Raw genomic sequence first — 18,891 nt, 5'->3', positions numbered from 1 at the left:
TGCGTCTCATGCGCGCCGTGACGGTGGAAAGGATTTGCGTTCGTCTTGTATGTAAGGTACAAGATAAAAAGTAAAGCAAAAACAATCACTCGGAACGGCCCTAAGATGATCGGAGGCCGGTCCGGGATCGCAGCAAAGGGCGGGTCTGATGACGGAGGCAATTCGCGGGTTCTGGGTGGCATCGGCAACGCCGCTGGCGGCCGACGGCAGTGTGGACTCCGCCAAGCTCGCGGCACACGCCAAGCATCTGTTCGGCAAGGGCGTCGACGGCGTCGTGCTGTTCGGCACCACCGGCGAAGGCACCTCGTTCAATGCCGCCGAACGTGTCGCCACCATCGAGGCCGTGCTCAAGGCGGGCGTCGCGCCGGAGCGGATCGGAATCGGCGGCGGCTTTCCCGCCATCACCGACAGCATCGCGCTGACGCGCGCGGTGCTCGGCCTTGGCCTGCGCCACGTGCTGATGCTGCCGCCCTATTTCGATCGCGGCGTCTCGCCCGAGGGCATCGAGGATGCGTTCGCGGCGATCTTCGACGGTGTCGCTGACGACCGCCTGCGCGCCTATCTCTATCACATCCCGCAGGCCTCGGGCGTCGCGATCCCGACGACAGTCGCCGCAAGCCTGCGCAAGCGCTACGGCAAGGTTGTCGCCGGCCTGAAAGACTCCAGCGGCGACTTCAAGCAGTTTCAGGCGTTCCGTGCCGCCGCGCCCGAACTCGCCATCACCGTCGGCAACGAAGCCGACATCACCCGCGCCATTGCCGCCGGCGGCGCCGGCACCATCTGCGGCATGGCCAATGCCGTGCCCGGGCTGGTCAAGGGCATGGTCGACGGCAAGGACGTCGAAGCGCGCATGCAGGCCGCGATCGACATCGTGCTGAAGACACCCTCGTTCACCGCGACGCTGAAGGCGATCCTCGCGGCGCAGACGGGAGACGCATCCTGGCTGCGCGTGCGCCCGCCGCTGCGTGCCTCGTCCGATGGTGCGGCGCTCAAGCGTAAGCTCGACGAGTTGATTGCTCCCGCCGTCGCGTGAGATCACGACATTGCGACATGCTGCCGCGCATTCTCGCGCAGCGTGTCGCAATTTCCGTGAGATCAATCGGAGATTGATGTTCGGTGCCCTCGGCGCTTAGAACGATTCAACACTAGAGCGATTCAAGTCGCCTTACGGTTCTCTTCGCGCGAACCGACTGTTACAGGCGCACACTTCAACGTTCTTGACGTGAAGTGGAATAAAAGTGCGTGCCCTCGTGGATGGCTGCGACAGCGGCCGTCGAACTCGTGCCGGCAAGAGCCGTGCAGGTCTTCTCATCGGAGCAGCCGTGCTGCTCGCCGAAACTCCCTCCACCACGACGAGCGCGCAGGCGCAATCGGCGCTGCCGCCGGTGACGGTGGAAGCCCCAGTGCCGCGGTCGAAACCGGCACGTGCCTCGGGAGAAACGCCACGCCGCACGCAAGCCGCCGCGCGCCGCCAGTCCAATCGCAATGCCACCGCCGCCCCCGCGGTGCCTACGCTCTCGGAGCGCGCCGCCGCGGCCGCTGTCGCGCAGCAAGCCGCAAAGCTGGGTTACCGCGCGATGCCGAGTTCGACGACGCTGCGCAGCGGCGCCTCGCCGCTCGATACGTCCCAGGCCGTCAACATCGTGCCCGAGCAGGTGCTGAAGGACCAGCTGCCGCGCAACATCGACGATGCGTTGATCAATATTTCCGGCATTACCCAGACCAACACACTTGCCGGCAGCCAGGACGCGGTGATCCGCCGTGGTTTCGGCGACAACCGCGACGGCTCGATCATGCGCAACGGCATGCCGCTGGTGCAGGGCCGCAGCTTCAATCCCGCGGTCGAGAGCGTCGAAGTGCTGAAGGGGCCGGCCTCGCTGCTCTACGGCATCATGGACCCCGGCGGCATCGTCAACACCATCAGCAAGCGCCCCGAGCTCTACCAACACGGTTCGGTCACGCTGCTCGGTTCGACCTTCAATGCCTCCAAGACCGGCGCCGACGGCCTGCTCGACGTCACCGGTCCGATCGGCGACCAGGGCCTCGCCTATCGCTTCATCGGCTACGGGGTTAGCGAGGATTACTGGCGCAATTTCGGCCGCCATCGCGAGATGCTGGTCGCGCCGTCGCTCGCCTGGTACGGCGAGAACACCACGGTGCAGCTCAACTACGAGCACCGCGAGTTCATCTATCCGTTCGATCGCGGCACCGCGTTCAATCCGGTGACGAAAGCGCCGCTGGCAGTTCCCGCCGATCGCCGGCTCGACGAGCCCTTCAACAACACCTGGGGCACCTCCGACCTGATGCAGGCGTCGATCGAGCATCGCTTCAACCAGGATTGGAAGCTCTACGCCGGCTACAGCTACAACACCGAAACCTTCAGCGCCAACCAGCTCCGCATCACCGGCATCAACTTCACGACCGGCAACGAGACGCGCAGCAACGACGGCACGCGGGGCTCGCTCAGCAATGCCAGCTACGGAACGTCCTACGTCTCGGGCAGCTTCTGGTTCGGCAACATGCGCAACGAGGTGGTGTTCGGCGGCGATGGTCAGTATCGCACCATCTATCGCGACAACCTGATCCGGCAGGCAACGCCCGCCATCAACATCTACAACCCCATCTACGGGTTGATCGGACCGGGCACGACGGTATCGAACAGCGACAGCGCCCAGACCGACAAGCTCGGCCAGTGGTCGCTGTTCGTCCAGGACACGCTGCATCTGACCGAGCGGTTCGCGCTGGTCGGCGGCGTGCGCTACATGGACTACGACCAGATCGCCGGACGAGGAAAGCCGTTCGTCACCAACACCAACGTGTCCCAGGACAAGGTGCTTCCGCTCGGCGGCGCCATCCTCAAGCTGACGGACGAGCTGTCGCTTTATGCGAGCTACACCGAATCGCTGAAGCCGAACTCGACCATCGCGCCAATTGGCATCGTGATCGGCTCGAATGTCGCGCCGGAAGAAGGCGTATCCTACGAGACTGGCCTGAAGTTCGACGTGAACAAGCGCATCTCCGGTACGCTGGCATTCTACGATCTCGACAAGAAGAACGTTCAGACGACGAAGACCAACAGCGCGGGGATCGTGGAGATCCACACGGTCGGCCGCGCCCGCTCGCGCGGCGTCGAGCTGGACGTCACCGGCAGGCTCACCGACAGCTGGGCCCTGATCGGCAGCTATGGCTATACCGACGCGCGGGTGACGGCGTCCGAGGATCTGACGCTGCTCGGCAGAAAGTTGCAGAACGTCGCGCTGAATACGGCCTCGCTCTATCTGGTCTATGATTTCGGCACGGCGTTGCCCGGCCAGCTCCGGCTCGGCGGCGGCGCGCGCTATGTCGGCGACCGACCCGGCGATGCGATCAACAGCTTCTTCCTGCCGTCCTACGTCGTCGCGGACGTCTTCGCGACCTATGAGATGAAATACCAGAACACGCCGGTGATCTATCAGTTCAACGTCAAGAACCTGTTTGACACCGTCTATTATCCCTCCGCCGTCAACAATCTCAACGTCGCCATCGGCGATGCGCGGCGCTTCTCGCTCTCGGCAACGGTGAAGTTCTAGCCATGCTGGCGCGGCACAAAGCCATGGCGGTTCTGGTCGCGCTGGCGGCCGCCTGGCTTGCCGCCGCAGGAGCGTCCCGCGCCGAAGAGATCACGCTCTATTCGACCAGGGAGGCCGCTCTGGTCGCGCCTGTCGTTACGGCTTTCACGGAAGCCAGCGGCATCAAGGTGAATGTCGTCTTCATCGAGGACAGCCTGGTCAAGCGCCTGTCGTCGGAAGGCGCGGCATCGCCGGCGGACGTTTTGCTGACGATCGGGCTGGACAAGACGACGCAACTCCCGGCGCGCGGTCTCGCGCAGGCTCTTTTATCGCCGCGCCTCGAACAGGCCGTTCCGGCCAATCTTCGCGGCGGCGATGCGCAATGGATCGCGCTCGCCATCCGCCCACGCATTGCGTTCGTACGAATGCGGAGTGCGCTCGCCTCGATCGACTACGAGGACCTCGCGGGCCTGCAATGGAAGGGCAAGCTCTGCATGCGCTCGCCGCTGCATCAGAACAACGTCGCGCTGGTTGCTGCATATCTTGCCCACCACGGCGAGGCGGCGACGCAAGGCTGGCTCGCCGGCCTGAAGGCCAATCTTGCTCGCAAGCCTGCCGGCAAGGATAACGATGTGATCCGCGAGATCGCGCAAGGCACTTGCGAGATCGGCATCGGCAACACCGTGGCATTGGCGCAATTGCGTGACGCACGGGAAGGGGCCGATTGGCGCGCCTGGGCGATGGACGTCAAGGCGGTGCCGACGACCTTCAAGGGCGGCGGCACGCATGTGAACCTCACCGGCGCGGCCATCGCGAAGCATGCGCCGCATCCGGCGCTGGCCCGGCAGTTCCTCGAATTCCTGGTCACGCCGGCCGCCCAGCGGATCTTCGCGGCGGCCGAGCTGGAATATCCTGTTCTCCCGGCGGCGGAGCGTGCGCCCATTGTTGTCGCGATGGGGTCGTTCACCGCCGATGCGCTGCCGATCGATCAGGTCGCCGCACAGCAGCAGGCCGCAATCGCGCTCATCAGGAAGGCCGGCTTCGATGAGTAGGATGGGGCACACCATCAAGGCCGTCCTGCACCAGATCCACTCCATCGCGGGTCTCGTTCTTGCGCTACTGCTTGCGCTGATCGCGCTGACCGGCGCGATCATGAGCTTCGAGGACGAGATCGGCGACTATCTGAACAGCGGCATCATGCAGGTCGCGCCGCGCCAGACGCCGGCGCTGATGCCCGACGAGCTGGTCGCGCGGCTGCAGGGGATGCCTGATATCGGCAAGGTCGCATCCGTGACGCTGTCGAGCGATCCGGCGGCGGCGGTGCGTGTCCGCTTCGGCCGCGACGAGCAGGGCAGCCGGCGCGGCTCGCTCTATGTCGATCCCTATGATGCCCGCGTGCTGGGCGCGCCGCGCGGCGAAGAGTTCTTCGTCACCGTCCGCCAGTTGCATCGCTGGCTGCTCATTCCCGGCGAGGCCAAGGGCTGGGGACGCCCGATCACGGGGATTGCCGCGCTCGGCCTGATCGTCATGCTGATCACGGGTCTCGTGCTGCGCTGGCCGCGCCGTGCCGGCAGCGTGAAGATGTGGCTGAAACCCAATCTCGGTCTGAGCGGCCGCGGGCTGCATCGCTCGCTGCACGCGGTCATCGGCACGTGGGTATTGCCGGTCTATCTGGTGATGACGCTGACCGGGCTGTGGTACTCGTTCGACTGGTACAAGGACGGCGTGGTCTGGCTGCTGTCGCGTCCGGAAGTTTCTGCAGCAAAGATGCAGCCGAAGACGGCTGCCAAGGCGCCGCGCGCCGCCGCCCGTGACGAGCAGGCTCAGCAGGTCGGGTTCGATCGTGCCTGGACGACGATCCAGCGCGAGGAGGCTGGCCGTTTCTCCAAGGTTTTGTTGACGCTGCCCAGCGGGCCGGGGACGGTGATCCGGATCCGGTCGTGGCCGAAGGGCTCGACGCTCGACACCACGCGCGACGAATTCCGCATCGATGCCCTCTCGGGGCAGGTGATCTCGGCCGAGCGCTATGCCGACAAGACGTTCGGCGAGAAGATCATCGCCAACGTGCTCGACATCCATCGCGGCGCGTTTCTGGGTTGGCCGGGCAAGCTCGCCTTCATGATCGCCGCAGCGCTGATGCCGCTGTTCTCGGTCACGGGCATTCTGCTCTATCTGTCGCGCCGCAAGCTGCGCCGCCCCGCGCAGCCGCCGCTCGGGCGCCTCGTTCCCGGCGAGTGATCTGACCGGCCGCCGTTCAAGCCCGCCTGGATCGAATGACGCGATCTGCTCGACATGTCACTTCGGCTGCATGCGCCGTTCACCGATGACGACGTCGTTGTTGACGGCGTAGACGAAGCAGCCGCCGTCCCGGCCATTCCGCGTCGGATCGCTGTTGCATTTTGCAAGTGCGGCGGCCTGGGCATCTCCCAGGCTCGGGTCGCCCGCCGAGATGAACAGCTTCCCCCATGGGTGGATAGCCATGGCCTTGGGCTCCATCGCCTTGTCGTAGTTCTGCACGTCAGGGCGTTGTCGCGTGATCTGCCGGATGATCGGGATCTGGGATAGGTCGTATTTGCCGGTATAGTGCAGGCGCGGCATGTCTTTCGAGGCTAACTCGCCTTCCACGACGATCTCTTCGTTCACCGCTATCAGAGCGCACGGTTTGCCATAGCGCAGCTGGCACGCTTCGAGCGATCGATCGCCGGTGACGGATGCATCATCATGCTCGCAGGAGCGAAAATAGCTCGCGCCTACGAGCTCCACCGCCTGTCCCTTGTTTGGCTTGCAGGCGACGTAGTCCTTGACCAGTACATCGCGAGGGGTTCTCAGGGCCGGCGTCGTCGCCGCTATGATCGACGCCATCGCCCGCTCGAACTGGGACTTGCGCTCCGCATTGGTCAGCGCGGCCAGGGCCGCACCCGGGAGCACCAGAAATACCACCAAAAATTTCATGATCCGCATGCCGCCCCCCAATGCACGAATCGGAACTTTACCCGTCCCACGACGGCGGACAACATGCTTCGTTCCGCGGCTGCGTTGGATTTGCACGCTGCAGGGCGGGAGGGCATGCCCCTTGTCGGGCTGGTCAAGCTGTCCGCAATCGGCCAAAAGCGCTTGTTCAAACTTCGAAGGCTGAATGTCCAATGACGATCCCGACCGTCACCCCCGCCGACATCCGCCGCGCGCTGCTGCTGCGCGAGGAGATCGCGTTGCTCGATCTCAGATATGAGGCCGCCTTTGCCACCGGCCATCCGCTGTTCGCCGCCAACATGGCCGCGGACCGGATCGCGATCGAGGCCGAGATACGGCTGCCGCGCAAGGACGTGGCGATCGTGCTCTATGATGACGGCGAGGGGCTGGTCGCGACCGGCGCCGAACGCCTTGCGGCGCTCGGCTACACCAACGTCCGTGCACTCGACGGCGGCCTGAAGGCCTGGCGCGATGCCGGCTACCAAATGTTCGAGGACGTCAATTCCTATTCGAAGGCGTTCGGGGAATTGGTCGAGGCGCGCCGCCACACGCCTTCGTTCAGCGCCGACGAGGTGGCAAAGCTGATCGCGGACAAGGCCAATATCGCCATCCTCGACGTCCGCCGCTTCGACGAATATGCGACCATGAACATTCCGGGCTCGGTCAGCGTGCCCGGCGCGGAGCTGGTGCTGCGCGCGGGGCAGGCGGCGCCCGATCCCGACACCACCATCATCGTCAATTGCGCAGGGCGCACCCGCTCGATCATCGGCACGCAGTCGCTGATCAATGCCGGCGTGCCGAACAAGGTCCGCGCGCTGCGCAACGGCACGATCGGCTGGACGCTGGCGCGGCACACGCTCAATCACGGCGCCGACCGGCGCGGCGCGATCGGGCCGTTCGAAGGCGGTCCCGCCAACGCCCGCGACGTCGCCTATCGCGCCGGTGTCCGCCGCATCGGCACACGCGAGATGTCGGCGCTGGTCGCAGAGACCGGCCGCACGCTCTATCGCTTCGACGTGCGCGACGCCGAGGACTATGCGGCCGGCCATCTCAAGGGCTTCCGTCACTATCCCGGTGGCCAGCTCGTCCAGGAGACCGACATGGCCGCGCCGGTGCGCGGCGCGCGCATTGTGCTGACCGACGACAAGGGCGTGCGCGCCGACATGACCGCGTCGTGGCTCGCGCAGATGGGCTGGGAGGTCTATGTGCTCGAGGGCGGCTATGACGGCGCGCTGGACGTCGGCCCGCCCCAGGTGCTGCCGAAGCCCGACCCGGCCCACCGCTATCGCCGGCCCTATGAGGGGACCGACGTCGCCGAACGCGCGATGCAGGCCTATCTCGACTGGGAGTACGGCCTCGTCGAGCAGCTCCGGCTCGACGGCACGCACGGGTTTTACGTGATCTAGATCCGTCACCCCCGCGCAACCGCGAAGCGGTTGTCGCTGGAGGTGGCCGCCACTTGGCGGCCCTCGAAGGGCGACGGCCCGGCTATCGGCGGCATCGGGGGCCGTTCATCCTTCGAGGCTCCCCATGCGACGCCCTTGCGTCGCATGCCTCGCACCTCAGGATGACGGGACGGTTATTGCGAGCGGGGATGATGGAGCTGGTGGCATGCCAAGCCCACCACCCGCCATCTTCTCCCCGTATCCGAACCCTATTGTGCTCGGCCTCGTCCGCGGTCTATGAGCTGCGGCAAAGCCGCCATTTCAGGAGATTCCATGCCAGCCCCAGGCCAAAGCCCTGAGAGGAGCGCGAAGGCGCTTCTGCTCGAAGGCGTCAATGACAGCGCCGTGGACCTGTTCCGGAGCGCGGGCTTCACCAATGTCGAGCGGCTTGCCAAGGCGCTGGACGGCGAGGATCTGCGCCGGGCGCTCAAGGGCGTCTCGCTGCTCGGCATCCGCTCGCGCACCCAGATCACCGACGAGGTGCTGGCGGCCGCCGATGGGCTGCTCGCGGTCGGCTGCTTCAGCGTCGGCACCAACCAGGTCGATCTGCTGGCGGCGCGCAAGCGCGGCATTCCCGTGTTCAACGCGCCGTTCTCGAACACCCGCAGCGTCGCCGAGCTCGTGATCGGCGAGATCGTGATGCTGCTGCGGCAGATCTTCCCGCGCTCGGTCTCCGCCCATGACGGCGGCTGGGACAAGTCCGCGGCCGGCAGCCGCGAGGTGCGCGGCCGCACCCTCGGCATCGTCGGCTACGGCAATATCGGCTCGCAGCTCTCGACGCTGGCCGAGGCCATGGGCATGCGCGTGATCTATTACGACCGCACCGACAAGCTGCGCCACGGCAATACCGAGCCGGTCGAGAAGCTCGACGAGCTGCTGGCGCAGAGCGACGTCGTCAGCCTGCACGTGCCGGAGACGCCGGAGACCGCGGGCATGATCGGCGAGAAGGAGCTGCGGGCGATGAAGCCGGGCTCGTTCCTGATCAACAACAGCCGCGGCACCGTGGTCGATCTCGACGCGCTCGCAGGCGCCCTGCGCGACGGCCACATCGCCGGCGCGGCCATCGACGTGTTTCCGGTCGAGCCGTCCTCGAACGCGCATCGCTTCACGAGCCCGGTGCAGGGCATCGGTAACGTCATCCTCACCCCGCATATCGGCGGCTCGACCGAGGAGGCGCAGGAGCGCATCGGCGGCGAGGTCGCGCGCAAGCTGGTCGACTATTTCATCACGGGATCGACCATGGGCGCGGTGAATTTCCCGGAAGTGCAGCTGCACCTGCGTCCCTCCGGCGCGCGCTTCAGCCATGTCCATCGCAACGTGCCGGGCATGCTGCGTCGCCTGAACGAGGTCTTCCTCCAGCGCGACATCAACATCGCCGCGCAATATCTGGAGACCGCGGGCGACCTCGGCTACGTCGTGCTCGACGCCGATCTCGGCGGCGAGGACTCGGCGGCGCTGCTGGCGCAGATCCGCGCCCTCGACGGCACGGTCGGCGCAAGGCTGGTATTCGAGCACTAAACAACCCCACGTTCGGGTTGCATCTTGTGGCAACTGCTCCCACACTGCGGTCGAATTCGGCATGTACCAATCATGTCGAATTTGAGCTTCAGTCGCGTGAGTGTCCGCCATGGAACGGGACGCCGTACTGATCGATCTCGCGCTTCAGGGCGGCGGTTCGCACGGCGCCTTCTCATGGGGCGTGCTTGATCGCCTGCTGGAAGAGAAGTGGCTTGAGATTGCCGCGATCTCCGGAACCTCCGCGGGCGCGATGAATGCCGCGGTCCTTGCGGACGGCTGGACGGCCGGCGGCGCGGAGGGCGCGCGTGAGGCGCTCGAACAATATTGGCGCCGTGTTTCCAAGGCGGCGGCCTTCAGCCTGCTGCAGCGTTCGCCGCTCGACCGCCTGATGGGGCGCTGGACCCTCGATACCTCGCCGTTCTACATCTTCACCGACCTGATGTCGCGCGTGCTGTCGCCCTACGATCTCAACCCGACCGGCTACAATCCACTGCGCGCGGTGCTGGCGGAGAGCATCGATTTCGAGCGCCTCGCGCGCTCGCCGATCCAGCTGTTCATCACCGCGACACGCGTGCGCACCGGGCGGGGTCGCATCTTCCGCAACGCGGAGATCACAGCGGATGTGCTACTGGCATCGGCCTGCCTGCCGACCATGTTCCGCGCCATCGACATCGACGGCGAGCCCTATTGGGACGGCGGCTTCGCCGGCAACCCGACGATCACGCCGCTGGTCCGCGAAAGCGACGCGCACGACACCATCCTCGTCCAGATCAATCCGACCGAGCGGCTGGAGGAGCCGCGGACCGCCGCGGAGATCCTCAACCGGCTCAACGAGATCTCCTTCAACTCGCCGTTGATGAAGGAGCTGCGCATGATCGCGCTGCTGCGCCAGGCCGCAGACCCCGGCAGCGGCGAGGGCGCGCGCTGGGCGAAGATGCGGACCCACCGGATCAAGAGCGACATGCTGGCGAAATTCGGGGCGTCCTCGAAGCTCAACGCGGAGTGGGAGTTCGTCTCGATGCTGCGCGCCGAGGGGCGCATGGCCGCGGACGCCTTTCTCCGCGAGCACGGCGCGGATCTCGGCCACCGCTCGACCGCCGATCTCGACATCCTCCTGTCGGAGTGCTGAGGCATGGGTCTCCTCGGCCTCCTCGTCGGGCTCGGTCTGCTCGTGCTGTTTGCGTTTCGCGGCTGGAGCGTCCTGCTGCTCGCGCCGTTCGCCGCACTCGTTGCCGCGCTGTTCGGCGGCGAGCCGCTGCTGGCGAACCTGACCCAGGTATTCATGATCAACGCCGCGGGATTTTTGGCGCAGTTCTTCCCGATCTTCCTGCTCGGCGCCGTGTTCGGCAAGCTGATGGACGACAGCGGCGCGGTGACGTCGGTTGCCGCCTTCATGGCCGAGCGTCTCGGCGAGCGGCGCGTGATCCTGGCGGTCGTGCTCGCCGGCGCGATGGTGACCTATGGCGGCGTCAGCCTGTTCGTTGCCTTCTTCGTCATCGTCCCCATGGCCCGCTCGCTGTTTCGCGCGGCTTCCATCCCGCGCCGCCTGATCCCGGCTGCGATCGTGCTGGGAACGTCGACCTTCACGATGTCGGCCTTGCCAGGCACGCCGTCGATCCAGAATGCCATCCCGATGCCGTTCTTCGGCACGACGCCGTTCGCCGCGCCGGCGCTCGGCATCATTGCCTCGCTCATCATGTTAGGCACGGGATTGTGGTGGTTGCATCGCGCCGAAGCCGCTGCGCGCCGCGCCGGCGAAGGCTATGGCGACGGTGCCGACGGCGCGATCGAGCAGGCCGCCGCCGACGAGCTCGTGCGCGAGCGCGCGACGACCGCCCGCGAATTCGACCCGGCCGAGCTGCAGCGCGGTCAGCGCAGCGACCGGTCGTCGCCGGTCGTGAGCGCCATGGCACCGCTGGTCGTCGTCGTGGCCGTCAATCTCATGATGTCGCTGGTGATATTGCCGCGGCTCGACGTCAGCTATCTCGCCGAGCAACGTTTCGGCACCACGTCGCTTGCGGCCGTTGCCGGCGTCTGGTCGGTCGCGGTCGCGCTGGCCGCGGCCATCGTCACGACCATCGCACTGAACTGGGCGCGGCTGCCGGCGCTGCGCCGGACCATGGACGCCGGGGCCAATGCGTCGGTCCTGCCCGCGTTCAGCGTCGCCAGCCTCGTCGGTTTCGGCGCGGTCGTCGCATCGCTGCCGGCATTCACGATCGTGCGCGACTGGGTGCTCGCGATCGAAGGCGGACCGCTGGTCTCGCTCGCCGTCGCGACCAACATCCTGGCCGCGTTGACAGGGTCGGCGTCGGGCGGCCTGACCATCGCCCTCGACGCTCTCGGCCCGACCTATGTCGAGCTTGCCACGCGGACCGGCATCGATCTTGGGCTGATGCATCGCGTGGCGGTGATCGGCGCGGGGACCCTCGACATCCTGCCGCACAATGGCGCGGTCGTCAGCCTGCTCGCGATCTGCGGCCTGACCCACCGGGACAGCTATTTCGACATCGTCATGGTCGGCATCGTGACGTCGCTGCTGGCGCTGGTGGCCGTGATCGCGCTGGGCAGTGCGCTGGGATCGTTCTGAAAGGCCGCCTCGGCGATTGACGGACGGGCGAAGCTTGCATTGAATGCAGGCCAACGTTGGTACGCAACACGACAAGCCGGGTGGAAACGATGGAGCGAAACAGGGCGAAGCTATGCGCATGGCTCGTGGGCACGGCAGCCGCAATGAGCGCGCACGGCGTATCGGCGCTGACGCTGGCCGAGGATGCCGAGACGGTCTGCAAGGGGCTGGTCGGCGGCACTGACGCCGTGAAGATCGATGCCACGACGTTTCAGTCGCCATCGCCGCTCGCTGTCGCCGAGCGCGGCCCGACGCCGTCGGGGCGGATCACGCCCGCCAATCCCGGCTTCTGCAAGGTGCTCGGCCATATCGACCCCGTCGATCCCAAGGCGCCGCCGATCAAATTCCAGGTCAATTTGCCGATCGAATGGAACGGGCGCTCGGTGCAATATGGCGGTGGCGGTTTCAACGGTGTGCTGATCACGGGTCTCGCGCTGCCGCCCGCCTATCCCTTCGACAAGCCGTCGCCGCTGGCGCGCGGTTTCGTCACCTACGGCACCGACTCGGGGCACGAGACCAAGCCGGGCGAGCTGCCGCAGCTGTTCGCATTGAACGACGAAGCCTTCGAGAATTTTGCCCACCGCGCCTACAAGAAGGTGCGCGACGTCGCCGTGACGCTGATGGAGCGCGCCTACGGCAAGAAACCCCAAAAGATGTATTTCATGGGCTCGTCCGAGGGCGGCCGCGAAGGCCTCACCATGGCACAGCGCTACCCCGATGATTTCGACGGCATCTTTTCGCGCGTGCCCGTGATCAACTGGGTCGGCCTGCAGCACGCCGGCACGCGTTCGGGCCTTGCGACCATGGGCGAGGGCTGGCTCAATCCGGCGCAGGTGAAGCTCGTCGGCGATGCCGTGCGCGCGGCCTGCGACAAGGCCGACGGCTCCGACGATGCGCTGGTGCAGGATCCCGTCGGCTGCAAGGCGGCCTTCAAGGTCGAGACACTGCGCTGCGCGGACGGCAAGAGCGGCGATCAGTGTCTCACCGACCCGCAGATCAAGGCCGTGAACACGCTGCACGGGACCTACAAATTCCCGTTCGCGCTCGCCAACGGCCTCGATGACTATCCGGGCTGGGGCGTCTCGGGCGAGGACACGCCGGCGGCAGGCCCGACCGGTGGCTGGACCGCGTGGTGGCTCGGCACCGCGCCGCCGGCGCAGCCGCCTGCACCGAACAACGGTATCGCCTGGATCTACGGCGCCGGCGGCATCCAATATGTGTTCGCGCGCGATCCCAAGCTCGACGTCACCACCTACAAGGTGGAGGACCACAAGGCGCGGCTGCTGGAGGTCTCCAGCCTGATGGATTCCACCGATCCCGATCTCAGCCGTTTCCGCGCCCGCGGCGGCCGGCTCATCATGCTCGAGCACATGGCCGACTACGCCCAGAGCCCCTATGCCGGCATCCGCTATTTCGAGAGCGTCGAGCGCAAGATGGGCAAGGCCGAGACGGCGGAGTTCGCGCGGCTCTACACCGCGCCCGGCGTCGATCATGTCGGCTCCGGCGCGCCCGCCAATGTCGACATGCTGAGCGTGCTGACCGACTGGGTCGAGAAGGGCAAGGCGCCCGACGACCTGGAAGTCACCGAGCAGAAGGTCGAGGCGCCGTCATTCGCCGTGACGCGCGCGATGCCGCTGTGCCGCTGGCCGTCCTGGCCGCATTACAAGAGCGGCCCGGTGACGGAGGCGGCGAGCTTTACCTGCGCGCCGTAGGGCCCCGCCTGCTTCCTCGCCGTCATGGCCGGGCTCGTCCCGGCCATCCACGTATGAACTCGCCGCACAGAGAACGTGGATGCCCGGGACAAGCCCGGGCATGACGACCTCCCGCTAATGCGCGCCGCCCCCTCCGCCCGCCGCCTTCACCCGCCGCGTCAGCAGCACCGCGATTGCGGCGAGCACGAGCACCACGCCGATCACGGCAAAGGTGTCGGAATAGCCCATCACCAGCGCCTGGCGCTTCACGGTCTTGCCGAGTGCGATGATGGCCTGCTCGCGCGCGGCGTTGGGGTCGGGCACGCCGTGGGCCATGAAATAATCCGTCATCTGCGCGATGCGGGCGCGGACCTCCTCGCGGCCGAGCGTGACGGAATGGCCGATGATGTTGGAGTGAAACTGTTCGCGCTTGGTGACGATGGTGGCGAGCACCGCGGTGCCGATGGCGCCGCCGAGATTGCGCATCATGTTGGAGATGCCGGAGGCAGCGGGCGCATCCTGCGGCGCGACGCTGCCGAGGCTGAGCGCCGAGAGCGGCGCCAGCGTCAGCGCCTGACCCACGGCGCGCACGACGTTGGGGACGAAGAACTGGTCGCCGGAATAGTCGAGCGACATCATGATGTTCATGAAGGAGCTCGCGGCGAACAGCAGCAGGCCGACGGTCGCGATATAGCGGGCGTCGAAGCGCTGCATCAGCTTCGGCACCAGCGGGATCAGCAGGAGCTGCGGCAGGCCGGTCCAGGCCAGCACGTTGCCGATCTGCTCGGCATTGTAGCCCTGGACCTGGCCGAGATAGGCGGGCAGCAGATAGACCGAGCCGAACAACGCGAAGCCGAGGAAGACGGCGGCAATCGTGCCGATGCCGAAATTCCACTGCGTCAGCAGCCGCAGGCGCAGCAGCGGCTTCTCCACCACGAGCTCGTTGACGATGAACAGCGACAGGCTGATCGCGGCGATGACCGCGAGCCGCACGATGAATGGCGAGCCGAACCAGTCGTCCTTGTTGCCTTCCTCCAGCACGGCCTGCAGCGAGGCGAGGCCGATCGCCATGGTGGCTATGCCGAACCAGTCGCCCTCGCGCAGCAGGCCGAGGTTCATCGGCTGGCGCTCCAGGGTGAAGAAGAGGATGCTCACCATCACGATTGTGGGCAGCACATTGACATAGAAGATGGTCTGCCAGCCGTAATTCTCGGTGAGATAGCCGCCGATGGTCGGGCCGATCGCCGGGGCAAAGGTCACGGCGAGCGAGAACATGGCAAGGCCGATCGGCTGCTGGCCTTTCGGCAGCCTGGTGAAGACCAGCGTGAACGCCATCGGGATCAGCACGCCGCCGAAGAAGCCCTGAAAGCCGCGCATCGCGATCATCGAGGGCAGATCGTGGGTGAAGGCGCAGGCGACCGAGAACGCGGCGAACAGCGAGGCGAAGCTCAGCATGATGTTGCGGAACGAGAACACCCGCGACAGGTAGTCGGTCAGCGGAATGACGATGATCTCGCCGATCAAATAGGACGTCGAGATCCAGGAGCCGTTGTCTGCGCCGGTGCCGATGCCGCCCTCGATGTTGAGCAGCGAGGCGTTGGTGATCTGGATGTTCAGGATCGCCATGAAGGCGCCGATCATCGCCGCGAACACGGCGATCCAGACCGTGGCGCTGGCGCGATCCGGAGCGGTTGCGGCGCGCTCAGGCGTCGCGGTCGGTATGGCGGGTGCTGGCGTCGATATTGAGAGGCTGTTTGACATGGCACGACCCTCCGGAAACGGGCTTGGCTTTGAGCGTCGCTGCGGCTTGCGCGGTCGGCGCCGAACGCGTTGCGATCGTCGGGATCACGGACATGCCGGGCCGCAGCGCGATCGCAGACGCGGTCTCGGCGTCCAGCGCGATCTTCACGGGAATGCGCTGCACGATCTTGGTGAAATTGCCGGTGGCGTTGTCGGGCGGCAGCAGCGCGAACTCCTGGCCGCTGGCCGGCGCGATGGAATCGACATGGCCGTGGACGACCTGGCCCGGGAACGTGTCGATCTCGATCTCGACGCTCTGGCCGGCGCGGACATGGGTGAGCTGGGTCTCCTTGAAATTGGCGACGACATAGGCGCCGTCACTCGGCACGATCGCCATCAGCTGCGTGCCGGCCTGCACATATTGGCCGACGCGCAGGGTGCGATTGCCGACGATGCCGTCGATCGGCGAGACGATGGTGGTGTAGCCGAGGTTGAGCTCGGCCTGATGCTGGAGCGCAACGGCGCGGGCGGCCGCGGCTTTCGCCTGCACGATCTCGGCCTTGAGCAGGTCGACCTGCTTCTGTGCGGAGACGAGGTTGGCGTTGTCGCGTGCGATCGCGGCGTCGGCGCCGGCATCGCGCGCCTGTGCCTGCTGCGCGTTCTGCACGCTGCCATAGCCGGTCTTGGCGAGGTCGCTGTAGCGCTTGTTCTCCTGCTGGGCGAAGACCTTCGCGGCGGTGTCGACATCGATGGTCGCTTGCGCCGCAGTGATCACGGCCTCCTGAACCTCGAGCTGCGCCTGCTTGCTCGTCACCGTCGCGTTCGCGGCGGCGACGTCGGCCTTGGCCTGGTCGAGCGCGACGCGGAAGTCGCGGTCGTCGATCCGGGCCAGCACCTGGCCGGCTTTCACATGCTCGTTATCGCCGACCAGGACGCGGTCCAGATAGCCGCTGACCTTCGGCGCGATCGTGGTGTTGTCGGCCTTCACATAGGCGTCATCGGTGGAGACGAGGAAGCGCCCGACCGTCCAGTAATCGTAGCCGTACAGAGTCGCGCCGGCGAGGGCCGCGGCGGCGACGCCCGCCAGCAACAGCTTGCGAAGGTTGAGCTTTCGGCGCGGGGCGGGGGCCGGCGGCGCGGGCAGGATGCCTTCCGGCGCGCTTGTCGGGACCACGCTGGTTTCGCTCTTAGACGGGTTGGTGTGCACGGTCATGGCCGAATCCCTGAATTAGGAAACTTGACGATTTCCAAATTAGGACTAGCTTGGGAAGAGTCAATGGAATGACAGTCATCATCTAAAAACATGGCTCAGGCAAAACCGTCATCAGAAGGCCGCCCGCGCGGCCGGCCGCCGGTGCGCAGCGACGAGGAGACGAAGCAAATCGTCATCGAGGCCGCACGGCACGCCTTCGCGGTCGAGGGCTATGCTGCGACCAGCACCGAGGAATTGGCGCGCGGCGCCGGCATCTCCACCAAGACTCTCTATCGGTTGTTTCCGGGCAAGGCGGCCTTGTTCGAGGCGATGTGCGCGGACCGGCTCGACCGGCTGCTCTCCGACGTCAATCTTCAGGCCAGCAACCAGGCCGACATCGAAACCAATCTCGCTGCCGTGCTGGTCGCCTGTGCCGATCTTGCGCTGGATCCCGAGGTCGTGGCGCTGCAGCGCATGGTGCTGCAGCAATCGGCCACGTTCCCCGACCTTGCCGCGAATTTCTACCGTGACGGCATCTCCCGCACGGCGGCGGCGCTCGCGGGCTGGCTCCGCGACCAGGTGAAGAAGAAGCGCATCGTGCTCGACGACGTTGACGAAGCCGCCGGCATGATGATCGGCATGATGGTGTCGGCGCCGCAGCGCGCGGCGATCTATGCGAGCCGGACGCTGCCCTCGCGCAAGGAAATCGAGAAGCGGGCGCGGATTTGCGCCGCGATCCTCCTCGACGGCTGCCGCGGGCCGTCGGCCTAGCGGCGGCAGGCTTTGACAAGCCGCCGGGGTTGGGCTATATATTTCGCATGCGAAATAACGAGGCCGCGGCAAGGCACCATCGGCTGATCTATCTGCTCAACGTCGCGCAGCGCCGTCTGCAACGCTGGATGGCGGCGCAGCCCTCGAGCGAGGTGACGCCGGCGCAGGCCGGGCTGCTGTTCATTCTCGGCAGGCAGGACGGCGTGCTGATGGGCGAGGCGGGCGCCGCGCTTGACATGGGCCCGGCCGGCATTTCCGGACTGGTCGATCGCAGCGCCGCGGCGCGGCTGGTCGAGCGCCGGGCCGATCGCGAGGACGGCCGCGCCTGGCGGGTGTGGCTGACGCCGAAGGGACGTGGCGTGCTGGCGCAGGCGAAGACCGACGCGGCCGCGATCAACGCGGCACTGACGGAAGGATTCACAGCTGCCGAGATCGACGTCGTCGCGCGCTGGCTGGCAAGCGTTCAGGACAAGTTTCCAAGAGCAAGAGATTCAGAGGACTAAGGAGAGACCCATGACCGATCACGTCCGCATCGAGAACAACGACGGCATTCTCACCCTCACGCTGGCGCGTCCCGACAAGAAGAACGCGCTGACCGATGCGATGTACGGCAAGCTCGCCGACACCATCGAATCCGCCGAGTTCGACCCGTCCGCCCGCGTGATCCTGATCCGCGGCGAGGGCGACATGTTCACCGCCGGCAACGATGTCGGCGAGTTCGCGGCCGTCGCATCCGGCAAGTCGGAAGGCAGCCGCAACGTCGTCCGCTTCATCCAGTCGCTGGCGCGCTGCACGCGGCCGCTGGTCGCGGCGGTGCAGGGCCGCGCCGTCGGCGTCGGCACCACGATGCTGCTGCATTGCGACCTCGTCGTGCTCGCCGACAACGCGCAATTGTCGACGCCCTTCGTCAGCCTTGCCCTCGTGCCGGAAGCCGCGTCCAGCCTCTTGATGCCGGCGCGCATCGGCTATGCGCGTGCTTACGAGATGTTCGCGCTCGGCGAGACCGTGCCGGCCAAGGCCGCGCTGGAATGGGGCCTCGCCAACCGCGTCGTGCCGCTCGACAGGCTCTATGCCGAGGCGCTGGCGCTGGCGCAGCGGCTCGCCCGTCAGCCGGCCGGCGCGCTCACCGCCACCAAGAAGCTGATGCGCAACGGCGAGGCGCTGGTCGCGCAGATGCAGGCCGAGGGCGAGCAGTTCGCCCAGCGGCTGCGCACTGCCGAGGCGCGCGAGGCGTTCACCGCGTTCGCAGAGCGCCGCCCGCCTGACTTCACCAAGGTCGCATGATGGATTGCGGGCGGGTCCGAATGCGTGCAACCGGAACCGCCCCAATTCAATTCAAACCTTAACGAAACATTGGCATGTCGCGGTGCAAGGTCCTGCTTACGTGAAA

At 66.4% G+C, this 18,891-nt stretch carries 15 protein-coding genes; 12 read left to right on the top strand and 3 right to left on the bottom strand.

The features are described from left to right. The first annotated feature begins 148 nt into the window (after positions 1-148). The 4 genes from JQ617_RS17465 (at position 149) to JQ617_RS17450 (ending at position 5,786) form a co-directional block, all read left to right on the top strand. Positions 149-1,033 (top strand): dihydrodipicolinate synthase family protein, encoded by an 885-nt coding sequence (locus tag JQ617_RS17465; RefSeq protein WP_212027367.1) that lies wholly within the window; start codon positions 149-151, stop codon positions 1,031-1,033. A gap of 199 nt (positions 1,034-1,232) precedes the next feature. Further along, entirely contained in the window at positions 1,233-3,569 is a 2,337-nt protein-coding gene (locus JQ617_RS17460; RefSeq protein ID WP_212027448.1) for a TonB-dependent siderophore receptor, read from the top strand. 2 nt (positions 3,570-3,571) lie between these two features. After that, positions 3,572-4,600 carry an extracellular solute-binding protein gene (locus JQ617_RS17455; protein WP_212027366.1) on the top strand — a complete coding sequence of 343 codons (1,029 nt, stop codon included), beginning with the start codon at positions 3,572-3,574 and terminating at the stop codon, positions 4,598-4,600. Continuing rightward, entirely contained in the window at positions 4,593-5,786 is a 1,194-nt protein-coding gene (locus JQ617_RS17450) for a PepSY-associated TM helix domain-containing protein (protein WP_212027365.1), read from the top strand. Before JQ617_RS17455 ends, JQ617_RS17450 begins: the two co-directional genes overlap by 8 nt. Before the next feature lie 57 nt (positions 5,787-5,843). Here the strand turns inward: JQ617_RS17450 and JQ617_RS17445 are convergent, their stop codons facing one another. Further along, positions 5,844-6,509, bottom strand: a complete 666-nt coding sequence (locus tag JQ617_RS17445; protein ID WP_212027364.1) for a hypothetical protein — start codon at positions 6,507-6,509, stop codon at positions 5,844-5,846. 182 nt (positions 6,510-6,691) lie between these two features. Between JQ617_RS17445 and JQ617_RS17440 the strand changes: the two genes are divergently transcribed. From JQ617_RS17440 to JQ617_RS17420, 5 genes are all read left to right on the top strand, one after another. Beyond that, the gene (locus tag JQ617_RS17440) at positions 6,692-7,924 is read left to right on the top strand and encodes a rhodanese-like domain-containing protein (protein ID WP_212027363.1); all 1,233 of its coding nucleotides are present in this window, start codon (positions 6,692-6,694) and stop codon (positions 7,922-7,924) included. Positions 7,925-8,236: 312 nt separating this feature from the next. Continuing rightward, positions 8,237-9,481, top strand: coding sequence for a phosphoglycerate dehydrogenase (gene serA, locus JQ617_RS17435; RefSeq protein ID WP_212027362.1), 1,245 nt, complete (start codon positions 8,237-8,239; stop codon positions 9,479-9,481). A gap of 109 nt (positions 9,482-9,590) precedes the next feature. Then, complete coding sequence (locus tag JQ617_RS17430) at positions 9,591-10,610, top strand: patatin-like phospholipase family protein (RefSeq protein WP_212027361.1); 1,020 nt, start codon at positions 9,591-9,593, stop codon at positions 10,608-10,610. Between the two features lie 3 nt (positions 10,611-10,613). After that, positions 10,614-12,068 (top strand): GntP family permease, encoded by a 1,455-nt coding sequence (locus JQ617_RS17425; protein WP_212027360.1) that lies wholly within the window; start codon positions 10,614-10,616, stop codon positions 12,066-12,068. 89 nt (positions 12,069-12,157) lie between these two features. Continuing rightward, positions 12,158-13,819, top strand: coding sequence for a tannase/feruloyl esterase family alpha/beta hydrolase (locus tag JQ617_RS17420; protein WP_212027359.1), 1,662 nt, complete (start codon positions 12,158-12,160; stop codon positions 13,817-13,819). Between the two features lie 114 nt (positions 13,820-13,933). Here JQ617_RS17420 and JQ617_RS17415 read toward each other — a convergent pair whose 3' ends face one another. Together JQ617_RS17415 and JQ617_RS17410 are read right to left on the bottom strand one after the other, a co-directional pair. Continuing rightward, entirely contained in the window at positions 13,934-15,559 is a 1,626-nt protein-coding gene (locus tag JQ617_RS17415) for an MDR family MFS transporter (RefSeq protein WP_212027358.1), read from the bottom strand. Further along, complete coding sequence (locus JQ617_RS17410; RefSeq protein WP_212027357.1) at positions 15,501-16,751, bottom strand: HlyD family secretion protein; 1,251 nt, start codon at positions 16,749-16,751, stop codon at positions 15,501-15,503. Before JQ617_RS17410 ends, JQ617_RS17415 begins: the two co-directional genes overlap by 59 nt. A 90-nt stretch (positions 16,752-16,841) precedes the next feature. Here JQ617_RS17410 and JQ617_RS17405 point away from each other — a divergent pair, with 90 nt between their 5' ends. From JQ617_RS17405 to JQ617_RS17395, 3 genes are read left to right on the top strand one after another with little or no spacing between them, the layout of a single operon-like run. Then, positions 16,842-17,501: a TetR/AcrR family transcriptional regulator gene (locus JQ617_RS17405; protein WP_212027356.1), complete on the top strand. Its 660-nt coding sequence runs from the start codon at positions 16,842-16,844 to the stop codon at positions 17,499-17,501. Between the two features lie 47 nt (positions 17,502-17,548). After that, on the top strand, positions 17,549-18,004 hold the full coding sequence (locus JQ617_RS17400; protein ID WP_212027355.1) for a MarR family winged helix-turn-helix transcriptional regulator: 456 nt from the start codon (positions 17,549-17,551) through the stop codon (positions 18,002-18,004). 10 nt (positions 18,005-18,014) lie between these two features. After that, positions 18,015-18,785, top strand: a complete 771-nt coding sequence (locus tag JQ617_RS17395; protein WP_212027354.1) for an enoyl-CoA hydratase — start codon at positions 18,015-18,017, stop codon at positions 18,783-18,785. The last annotated feature ends 106 nt before the right edge of the window (positions 18,786-18,891 follow it).

The sequence above is a fragment of the Bradyrhizobium sp. KB893862 SZCCT0404 genome (genome assembly GCF_018130885.1).
In the GTDB taxonomy this organism is placed as follows: domain Bacteria; phylum Pseudomonadota; class Alphaproteobacteria; order Rhizobiales; family Xanthobacteraceae; genus Bradyrhizobium; species Bradyrhizobium stylosanthis.
Note: the sequence above shows the minus strand (reverse complement) of the source record. Positions and strands in the feature narration are given on the sequence as shown.

Coding starts and splice junctions, on each gene's coding strand:
- JQ617_RS17465 (WP_212027367.1), top strand. CDS start 149: ATGACGGAGGCAATTCGCGGGTTCTGGGTGGCATCGGCAACGCCGCTG.
- JQ617_RS17455 (WP_212027366.1), top strand. CDS start 3,572: ATGCTGGCGCGGCACAAAGCCATGGCGGTTCTGGTCGCGCTGGCGGCC.
- JQ617_RS17450 (WP_212027365.1), top strand. CDS start 4,593: ATGAGTAGGATGGGGCACACCATCAAGGCCGTCCTGCACCAGATCCAC.
- JQ617_RS17445 (WP_212027364.1), bottom strand. CDS start 6,509: ATGCGGATCATGAAATTTTTGGTGGTATTTCTGGTGCTCCCGGGTGCG.
- JQ617_RS17440 (WP_212027363.1), top strand. CDS start 6,692: ATGACGATCCCGACCGTCACCCCCGCCGACATCCGCCGCGCGCTGCTG.
- serA (WP_212027362.1), top strand. CDS start 8,237: ATGCCAGCCCCAGGCCAAAGCCCTGAGAGGAGCGCGAAGGCGCTTCTG.
- JQ617_RS17430 (WP_212027361.1), top strand. CDS start 9,591: ATGGAACGGGACGCCGTACTGATCGATCTCGCGCTTCAGGGCGGCGGT.
- JQ617_RS17425 (WP_212027360.1), top strand. CDS start 10,614: ATGGGTCTCCTCGGCCTCCTCGTCGGGCTCGGTCTGCTCGTGCTGTTT.
- JQ617_RS17420 (WP_212027359.1), top strand. CDS start 12,158: ATGGAGCGAAACAGGGCGAAGCTATGCGCATGGCTCGTGGGCACGGCA.
- JQ617_RS17415 (WP_212027358.1), bottom strand. CDS start 15,559: ATGTCAAACAGCCTCTCAATATCGACGCCAGCACCCGCCATACCGACC.
- JQ617_RS17410 (WP_212027357.1), bottom strand. CDS start 16,751: ATGACCGTGCACACCAACCCGTCTAAGAGCGAAACCAGCGTGGTCCCG.
- JQ617_RS17405 (WP_212027356.1), top strand. CDS start 16,842: ATGGCTCAGGCAAAACCGTCATCAGAAGGCCGCCCGCGCGGCCGGCCG.
- JQ617_RS17400 (WP_212027355.1), top strand. CDS start 17,549: ATGCGAAATAACGAGGCCGCGGCAAGGCACCATCGGCTGATCTATCTG.
- JQ617_RS17395 (WP_212027354.1), top strand. CDS start 18,015: ATGACCGATCACGTCCGCATCGAGAACAACGACGGCATTCTCACCCTC.